10 protein-coding genes and 1 pseudogene are annotated in these 8,445 nt (G+C 39.9%); 7 read left to right on the top strand and 4 right to left on the bottom strand.

Annotated features, from left to right (window positions below; genetic code table 11):
* The first annotated feature begins 102 nt into the window (after nucleotides 1-102).
* From BLW34_RS14125 to BLW34_RS14115, 4 genes are all read left to right on the top strand, one after another.
* Nucleotides 103-408, top strand: coding sequence for a hypothetical protein (locus BLW34_RS14125; protein ID WP_090580920.1), 306 nt, complete (start codon nucleotides 103-105; stop codon nucleotides 406-408).
* Between the two features lie 157 nt (nucleotides 409-565).
* Nucleotides 566-916, top strand: a complete 351-nt coding sequence (locus tag BLW34_RS16600) for a helix-turn-helix domain-containing protein (protein WP_218138873.1) — start codon at nucleotides 566-568, stop codon at nucleotides 914-916.
* A gap of 3 nt (nucleotides 917-919) precedes the next feature.
* Complete coding sequence (locus tag BLW34_RS16595) at nucleotides 920-1,555, top strand: IS630 family transposase (protein ID WP_218138874.1); 636 nt, start codon at nucleotides 920-922, stop codon at nucleotides 1,553-1,555.
* 578 nt (nucleotides 1,556-2,133) lie between these two features.
* Nucleotides 2,134-3,117 (top strand): YihY/virulence factor BrkB family protein, encoded by a 984-nt coding sequence (locus BLW34_RS14115; RefSeq protein WP_090580917.1) that lies wholly within the window; start codon nucleotides 2,134-2,136, stop codon nucleotides 3,115-3,117.
* Between the two features lie 132 nt (nucleotides 3,118-3,249).
* On the opposite strand, the gene BLW34_RS14110 is transcribed toward BLW34_RS14115, so the two are convergent.
* Nucleotides 3,250-3,720 (bottom strand): hypothetical protein, encoded by a 471-nt coding sequence (locus BLW34_RS14110; protein ID WP_090580914.1) that lies wholly within the window; start codon nucleotides 3,718-3,720, stop codon nucleotides 3,250-3,252.
* A 268-nt stretch (nucleotides 3,721-3,988) separates the two neighbouring features.
* On the opposite strand from BLW34_RS14110, the gene BLW34_RS14105 reads away from it, so the two are divergent.
* Entirely contained in the window at nucleotides 3,989-4,732 is a 744-nt protein-coding gene (locus BLW34_RS14105) for a TerC family protein (protein WP_090580923.1), read from the top strand.
* Nucleotides 4,733-5,479: 747 nt separating this feature from the next.
* Here the strand turns inward: BLW34_RS14105 and BLW34_RS14100 are convergent.
* Nucleotides 5,480-5,854, bottom strand: coding sequence for a winged helix-turn-helix transcriptional regulator (locus BLW34_RS14100; RefSeq protein WP_090580911.1), 375 nt, complete (start codon nucleotides 5,852-5,854; stop codon nucleotides 5,480-5,482).
* A 159-nt stretch (nucleotides 5,855-6,013) separates the two neighbouring features.
* Here BLW34_RS14100 and BLW34_RS14095 point away from each other — a divergent pair, with 159 nt between their 5' ends.
* Nucleotides 6,014-6,739, top strand: coding sequence for a glutathione S-transferase family protein (locus tag BLW34_RS14095; RefSeq protein ID WP_090580908.1), 726 nt, complete (start codon nucleotides 6,014-6,016; stop codon nucleotides 6,737-6,739).
* A gap of 550 nt (nucleotides 6,740-7,289) precedes the next feature.
* A complete protein-coding gene (locus tag BLW34_RS17550) occupies nucleotides 7,290-7,454 on the top strand; it encodes a surface-adhesin E family protein (protein ID WP_371263955.1) in 165 nt (54 codons plus the stop codon).
* A 206-nt stretch (nucleotides 7,455-7,660) separates the two neighbouring features.
* Here the strand turns inward: BLW34_RS17550 and BLW34_RS14090 are convergent, their stop codons facing one another.
* Nucleotides 7,661-8,191 (bottom strand): transposase, encoded by a 531-nt coding sequence (locus BLW34_RS14090; RefSeq protein ID WP_218138872.1) that lies wholly within the window; start codon nucleotides 8,189-8,191, stop codon nucleotides 7,661-7,663.
* A 23-nt stretch (nucleotides 8,192-8,214) separates the two neighbouring features.
* Nucleotides 8,215-8,445, bottom strand: a pseudogene (locus tag BLW34_RS14085) (hypothetical protein); the annotation flags it as partial.

Raw genomic sequence — 8,445 nt, 5'->3', positions numbered from 1 at the left:
GCGCTGAAAAACTTGGTATGCAACTCGTTCCCGCTCCTCAATCAACTTAAAAAATCATTCAACTAATCATGTGGATATATTGTGTTTCTTGAGAGGTAATCTATGATGAATAATTATTTGAAACCGGCATTTGCTGTCGTAATGTTGGCGTTCGCTCTTTCCGCATGTGATTCAAGGGAAGAAAATAGGCACGAAAACCTACTGGAACAGAAAGCTGATACAAAGGAAGAAAAAGCAGATATAACGCGTGATCGTGGGGAAGCTGCGGCCGATCGGATAGAAAAACGAGATCCAGGAATGATTGATTCCCCATCCACTGATCGTGCTGCCGAGGCCACTCGTGAGTCTACAGAGAGAAGGGCCGATGAAATGGAAGAGCAAGCTGATCGTATATGTGAGCAGAAGTAACGGTTGATCTGATCAATAGCGGCTCCTCCTTTCAAAGAGGAGCCGCTAGAAATACAATACATGCTTTGTTGCAAAAAGTAGGAAAGTTATACTTCTCGTGAATCAAAAATTGGTTTAAGTTAGTGTGGTATTGTTGTAAATATATTAGAATTTTGATATGTCATCACGTTACCAGCCCACTGCGCAAGAAATTGCCGATTTAGAATCAGCGCACCGTCAAACCTCAGACAAGCGTTATGCTGACCGGCTAAAAACCGTCTACCTGTTAGGAAAAGGTTGGTCGGTTACTCAAGTGGCTGAAGCGCTCATGATTGATCGGGAAACCGTGCGTAATCACTATCACTATAAGCGTTATCGCAAGGGAGGCTTGTCTGCACTCCAGAAGTTTGAGGTTGGCAGTAGCGAGTCTTTTCTGAATGAGCTGCAGAAACAAGCATTAGATCAGCATTTACATAAAAATCTGTATTTGACTGCCAAAGAAATCGCGCATTATATCGAACAAACCTGAGGTATCTCGTACAGCGAAAGCGGCATAACCCAATTATTATGCCAAATAGGCTCTGTTTATAAAAAGCCGAAACTGGTGCCGGGAAACAACGCGCCTTTGTGCAATGCTATGAAGCACTCAAGGCAAATAAAGCGCCCGAAGACCCCTATTTATTTCATGGATGCCACTCATCCCCATCATAATCCGGTAGCCGGTTACGGATGGATCAAACGCGGCCAGGATCGCGAAATTCGGAGCAATACCGGTCGGCAGCGCTTGAATATTAATGGCGCGATTAATACGGTTAGTCTGCAGGCCATTGTGCGCTATGATGACACCATCAATGCGCAATTGACTATCCAACTGTTTCAGCAAATCGAGGCACACCATCCAACAGCAGCATGGATTTACATTATTTGTGACAATGCGCGTTATTATCGATCCCAACTGATCAGTGACTATCTCAACGACTCAAAAATAAAACTCGTATTTTTGCCACCGTATGCACCCAACCTGAACTTAATTGAACGTTATTGGAAGTTTTTCAAGAAGAAAATTCTGTATGGTCGCTATTATGAAACTTTTTCACTTTTCAAAAGCATTTGCGAAGCTTTTTTCACAGCATCGGATCATTACAAAGCAGAATTACGCAGACTATAACCGATAATTTTCAAATCATCGGTAGTGCCTGAATGCCGAAATTTCATGTGCGATGAGTATAATAAACATAACCTGCCAGTCAAAGGTCTATGACAATGGCAAAACTTTTTGCCCGGATATGATTGCTGCGGCAAAGCTTGCATCGCAGTAAAAAATTCCAAGTAAAGCATCTCAAAATGTCCATCAGAGCAAAAGCTACATGATGGTCGAGATTATCCCTGCATATAGCACAGCTAGCCTGCACTTTGGTGATTGAGTTAGCGTATAAAAAATTATGAATGCTGAGCACAGATTTAGTTAAAAACTGACGAGCTAAATATTTATAAAAGCAAAGAGTTTAAAGAATCTAAATTTGCATTGCTCATCACTGAAACAAGCAATTATCAATAAATCTGACAGTAAATTACTAGCTGCGATCTTTCATCATTTTGGGTCTATAGGTACACTTAATGATTTAAGGATGTTCGAGTAGATTAACATCTTCAAGATTCCCTAGAACCCCATAAACATTTATGCCTTTAATCGATTTTACTATAAACCTTATATTCTAGATTTATCAATATTATTTGCTTCCACTGATGAAATTAACATTCAATAATGTATGGCTTGTGTTTAAAGAAGTGATTTCTGAATTCGTCGAAGTCAATGTACTCAAAATGAGCGCATCTCTTGCTTTTTATACCTTGTTTGCGCTGGCGCCTATGTTCATTATTATTATAACAATCGTTCAATTTTTCTTTGGTGCAGAAGCTATAGAAGGAGAACTTTATCCTCAACTTACAGAATTGATGGGTTCACAAGCAGCAAATCAAGTAGAGCAAATGATTAAAAATGCTGCAATCTCTGAAAGAAGCACACTATCAACCGCCGGTAGTGTAGTTATGCTTATGTTCTTAGCTACCGGAGTATTTGTGGAAATTCAGGAATCAATCAATCATATCTGGCGTTTAAAAGCCAAGCCTAAAACAGGTTTTATAAAACTCATTATTAACCGCTTTCTGAGCTTTTCAATGGTTGTTTCACTAGGATTTATTCTATTAGTATCTCTGGTGTTAAATGCTGCATTGGAAGTTTTAATGGAAAGCTTACAAAAAATGTTTCCGATTACTACTGTCTATCTCACTTATTCTCTTAATCTCATTCTGACTTTTATTGTCATTACTTTTATATTTTCTTGCATATTCAAAATCTTGCCTGATGCAAAGATTAGATGGAGAAATATCATTGTTGGCGCTATAACCACTGCTTTCCTTTTTATGATAGGAAAATCTGCTATTACTTTTTACTTATCTAACAGTGATGTAAGTTCAACTTACGGAGCAGCAGGTTCCATCGTGATTATTATGCTCTGGGTCTATTATTCAGCAATAATTTTATATTTTAGCGCTATTCTTACAAGGGTTTATGCTCAAATCTCGGGTTTTACAATCTACCCCAGCGACTATGCGGTTTTTATTAAAGAAGTTGAAATTGAAAATAAAGAGTCCCTACAAAACCAGTCCGATACCAAGAAGATAAAAGCTGAAATCCAGAAAGAAGTAGTTCAAATTGAAAAAAGATAAGGCTTGATAATAATAACTTCTTAATTATATGGGGTTAAACACTTGTTACATATTAAGATCGACATATGCTTTACCACAACAATGTGACAATACACTATTTTATGTGATTCCTACTGATAGACAAACTGCTGTCTATTCTGACTCAGCAAATTCTACCGAATAATTCCAAACCAGCCTATCCTCTTTAATCTGATCCGAATATAGAGAAATATCTTTTCTGAAATCTCTGGCTTGTTTCGGTGGAATATAGACATAAATATATTCATTTTTTTCTGAAAAAATAATGCAATCAATATTATTGTTATTCGCACAATCTTTAATGGTAATTTTTAATTGCACACCATTCAAAGTGAATTTTTCAGAGTTATTGATTATACGTCCCGTCATTTCATAGCTACTGTGTGAGAGCTTAAATGAAACATTTTTTAAAACTAACTCTGAAGGCGAAATCCTGTTTCTGGATTTATTCTTTTCATATTCGTGATACTGCCAAAATAACAAGCCACCAACAGCACATACCAAAACAAAAACCCCTGCAAATTTTCTAAATTTTTCTGATACTACTAGCAAAATCAATACAATAATTCCTGCGAGCCATTTCATAATCTGTTCCTTATAATCTTGTCTAGAAGATAAACCTTTTTTGAAACATTCTTCTGTGTTTTTGACAACACAATGGATTATCAGTAAATTTATTTTTGCTTAAAAAGATATTTATGCTTACTGTATCTGTAGAAGGCAGGTCTGTTGAGAAACATTATGAAAAACCAACTGAGCTGACCTGCTGATATCAGCCTTGGGTTCGATGAATAATTAACAGTGAGTTCTGTCCCCAGTTTATGACCGTCAAAAGAAAGAAGAGGAAACCATGATATTTGGATGGCTAGCAAGTCCTGAAGCGTGGATAGCATTAGGTACATTAACTGCACTAGAAATTGTTCTCGGGATCGATAACATTATATTTATCTCCATACTTGTCGGGCGCCTTCCCGAAAGTCAACGTGCGTTTGCCAGAAGAATGGGGCTTGGCCTTGCCATGATCACGCGCTTGGCTTTGCTATTTTCGATTTCCTGGGTAATGGGATTAACTGAGCCGTGGGTTAAATTGCTTTCATATGAAATTTCAGGACGTGATGTGATTCTGATTGGGGGCGGGCTGTTTCTGGTCGCCAAAGCTACGTATGAAATCCATAACAGCTTAGAAGGAATAGAAGAAACTGGCCGTTTGATTGTAGCCACCAGCCTGGGAATGGCGCTACTCCAGATTGCGGTGTTGGATATTGTATTCTCATTGGATTCAATCATCACGGCGGTCGGCCTGGTAGATCAGGTTTCTCTCATGGCGATTGCTATTATTCTGGCAGTAATCGTGATGCTGATGGCGGCAAAGACTATCGGAGACTTTGTGGATGAACATCCTACGATCAAAATCCTTGCTCTTTCGTTCCTCATTCTAGTGGGCGTCATGCTCATGGTGGAGGGGTTCGGTGTGCATGTGCCAAAGGGCTATATTTATTTTGCAATGGCTTTTTCCGTCACAGTAGAGATGCTCAATCTTCGTATGCGGAAAAAAAGAATGGTTCCCCTCAAACTCTACAAGAAAATTTCTGAATAGCTGAGAGCAGCGGTTATTTATTACAAGAAATATTTCCCGATAAGCTATGAATTGTGGTTCTATTACATTATCCGTAAAAAAATAGATTCGCGCTATGATTTATCTTTTCTGAACCAAGGTGGTTTGATGTAGCTAGAGTAATAAAGCACCCCGTTGCAAACAATGGACCAAACCCGCAAAGATTTATACTCCTCGCACTTCAAAATTCGGCATCAATACCTTCTCCCGCTGGGAGAAGGTATTGATGAGGGATTACGAAAACCAAATTTTGAAGTGCGAGGAGTATAATCAAAATGCTCGCCTATCGCGCAGCCATACTAAGAAGTTATTTTATTTCCAGATTATTGCAAAAGAAGCGTGACAAATCTGACGATGATTGGCGAGCACTAGCGGGTATATCTTCAATAAAAACAGTTAATTAAAACACCTGTTAATCTGACGGTCACTGGTATGAGACAGGAATGAGAAGTTATCTATGAATAACTCGTTGTTCTATAGAGATAATATCGGAATACATCGGTTAGGGTGTCGGGGTGAGCGCCGGACTTATGCTTTTGTTTCCACTTGGTGCTCCATACGCTCTGCATCGTGGAGGTTGTTTAGAAACTCGCGACTCTTAATTACTTGAACACTGCTCTCTGTACTACCAAGGCGTATGAACAATTCCTGGGACGGGACTTTAACCCTCTAGGTAAATTGCTGCTACTGCGAACATGTGACTCCCTGTTTCTGTTGTTAGACCCTTACTTATCCAGCCACTCGTCGCTCAACAGCTTCAAAAACTTTAGTACCAGAGTAATATGTTTTTCCCCATTTAACTAGAGCTTGAAGTACAGGTTTAAGATCCTCTCCTTTTTTTGTCAGAACATATTCATGACGAACTGGTTTCAGTTGATATGTTTGTGGAATGACAAGCCCAGCAGTTTCTATTTTCTTTAGTCTGTCTGCCAATATATTGGTGGCAATTCGTTCTGGAGATTCCAGGAATTCTTGAAAGCGTTTTTTACCCAATAGCAGATCACGGATAACCAACAAAGTCCATTTATCACCCAGGAGATCGAGTGAGCAAGTAATTGGGCAGCATGATCGCTCGAATATTGGTTTATCCAGCTCATCAGTCATAAATTAGTATTCCTTAAAAAATAAAAGGAGAGCTTGATCACTCACATTTAGCAAACTTATAGATTATATTGACTTGCATAGTGCAAGCTCTTAGTGCATAGTTACTTGCATTATACAATCAACTTGTGATTGCTAACAATGATGACAAGGATCAATAGCATGTTAAAACTTTACCAATTTGAACGCACATGGGGGATTCCGAACTTAAGTCCTTTTTGCTGCAAAATCGAAACGTATTTGCGAATAGCTGGCATTGAATACGAAATCAAACCGGCATTACCTTTTAGTGCTCCCAAAGGTAAATTGCCCTATATTAAAGATAACAGTGAAGCAATAGGCGATTCTCGTTTTATCATTAGCCACCTTAAATCAACCTATAAAGACCTAGACAAAGGTCTAAGTGATACGGGATTGGCGGTATCAGTAGCCATGCAGCGTTTACTCGATGAGCATTTATTTTGGGTTTTGCTTTATTCACGTTGGCAATACACAGACGAAAATTGGCAAGTCAACAAGAAAGCAATTTTTGGAGGGCTGCCACCCATTATCCGGGACATTGTTGCTAATAGATGGCGTCCAAAAATCAAACGGCAAATTTATGGTCATGGCACCGGCAGACATCAAGCGGAAGAAATTTTTACATTAGGCAAACAAGATATTGATGCATTATCAGCAAACCTTGGAAGTAAGCGATATTTTCTAGGAGATCAACCTACCACATTAGATACGTCTGCTTTTGGTCACTTAATCAATATCATCAGCTGTCCAATTGAATCGCCACTTAAAGAATACGGTTTGTCAAAGAACAATTTAATTGATTATGTTGACCGAATTCAAGGGGAATTCTATCAAGATCTGAAGAGTAGTCGTTCTACCTTAACGTAAGTGAATATGAAAAATATACGGCCTCTTTTGCTATGTGAATCGGGAAAAAGTTTGACTCTAAAAAATTCAGTTGGAAAATTGCATGCTTTTTAGCCGAAGGCGACTGGTCCCCACGGCGGGGAACCGGCTGGTGCAATATTAATCAGTTTCTGATTGATGAACTCGCCAAAGCCCAGCTCTGATGAAGCACTGCCAATGTTACCTTCGTCACGAATTCTGTAGGATATTGTTTACGTTTTTTGTTTATCATCATTGCTCTCTTCAATTAGCATTATCGGAGTTCAACCACTTACCCGTTTTGGGGCGCCACTTCTATGAGGTGCTAATATGCTCGTGTGATAAAAAAACGGAGAATGAGTAATCAAATACGCATGAAAAAGATAACGGCTAACTTTAATATTGACTTTAGTAGCTAATACCGTGATGGCTGACTGGGCTTTGGTGGAGGAAAGTGCTGATGGTTCAGTAACAATATATATATACCGATTTTGACACCATTCAGAAAACAGAAGACAAAGTTAAGATGTGGTCACTTGGGGACTTTTAGATTGTGAAGGAATTCAGTGGAATTGAGTTTTTATCTTCAAAATATCAAAAAGAGTATGACTACAAACAAGAGCGGGCGAGAATGCTCGCATTCACTTTGTTCAGTTCGAACATGGGGGAAGGACAGGTTGTTTCCTCGAATAGTGATCCAGATGACTGGGGCTTATAGCACCTGGAAGCGTTTCGCAGACCCTCTTGGAAACAGCTCGTGGGAAATTACCCGAGGGAACTAGGAGCTTGTCCGAGAATGCCCACGTAGATCGAGTAGAACGCTCCTTTACGAGAGTGATTTAAAATTTTACTGGTAATAATTTTTAAAATGACTGTTTTTAGTCAATTTCCTCTGTTTTTTGGCTTTATTTGCTGTGTTTTTCCTCATCTTGCAAGGTTTGTCGCGTAATCGGTAAACGCTGGACGGATTAATCCCGTTAAAATGGCTTTGGTAATTTTTTTGAAATTGTGGGCGGCACAGATCATGGCAAATTCACCGGCAACTTTTTCTTTGCCCCGCACGCTGAAACCACGAAATCCGCTATTCTTGATTTGACCAAAGACCGGCTCCACGATGACTTTGCGTTGCTTGTAAACGCTTTGAGCTGAAGCGGTTGCCATTTTGCGCTTCATGTCTTGACGCAGCGATTCTTTATCATCCGTAGTGATGGTACGGGCATGACCTTTTTCCGATTGGCAACAACGGTTGCGCAACGGACAGTCGGCACAGATTTCATTACGGCCCTGATATACCCGCTCGCCCGCTTTTGATTCGCTGATCATCACTAAAGTCTGTCCAGCAGAACAGGTGAAGGTATTATCGGCTTCATGGTACTGGAAGTCTGCCTTGACCAGTTTTCGCTCTGATGCTTCAAAAGGTATTTTGTGCGGCTTTTCGCCTCTGTCGGTGGCCATATAGGTAGTCGGCCCTGCAAAATTCACCCGGCTGCTAATATAGATTTAGCATGCCGAGTATTCACATCAACAGTCAGAAGTTCGCTCCTGATAGAATTGACCAGCTGAAGCAATAAAATGCGTAAAAAAGCCGTCTTCAGCCCCAGGCGAACCATTGCTCGCAGCAACCAGCGTAGGTTGTAACCCGTTGCACACAGTACTGCATGGAGCGCATCGCCCAGTTTTCCCTGTAACCAGCAACGATCCATTCGGTG

It is taken from the genome of Nitrosomonas sp. Nm58 (assembly GCF_900107335.1).
In the GTDB taxonomy this organism is placed as follows: Bacteria; Pseudomonadota; Gammaproteobacteria; order Burkholderiales; family Nitrosomonadaceae; genus Nitrosomonas.
Note: the sequence above shows the minus strand (reverse complement) of the source record. Positions and strands in the feature narration are given on the sequence as shown.

Excerpts from the sequence above, each read along its gene's own strand:
- BLW34_RS14125 (WP_090580920.1), top strand. The coding sequence starts at position 103 with ATGATGAATAATTATTTGAAACCGGCATTTGCTGTCGTAATGTTGGCG.
- BLW34_RS16600 (WP_218138873.1), top strand. The coding sequence starts at position 566 with ATGTCATCACGTTACCAGCCCACTGCGCAAGAAATTGCCGATTTAGAA.
- BLW34_RS14115 (WP_090580917.1), top strand. The coding sequence starts at position 2,134 with ATGAAATTAACATTCAATAATGTATGGCTTGTGTTTAAAGAAGTGATT.
- BLW34_RS14110 (WP_090580914.1), bottom strand. The coding sequence starts at position 3,720 with ATGAAATGGCTCGCAGGAATTATTGTATTGATTTTGCTAGTAGTATCA.
- BLW34_RS14100 (WP_090580911.1), bottom strand. The coding sequence starts at position 5,854 with ATGACTGATGAGCTGGATAAACCAATATTCGAGCGATCATGCTGCCCA.
- BLW34_RS14095 (WP_090580908.1), top strand. The coding sequence starts at position 6,014 with ATGTTAAAACTTTACCAATTTGAACGCACATGGGGGATTCCGAACTTA.
- BLW34_RS14090 (WP_218138872.1), bottom strand. The coding sequence starts at position 8,191 with ATGGCCACCGACAGAGGCGAAAAGCCGCACAAAATACCTTTTGAAGCA.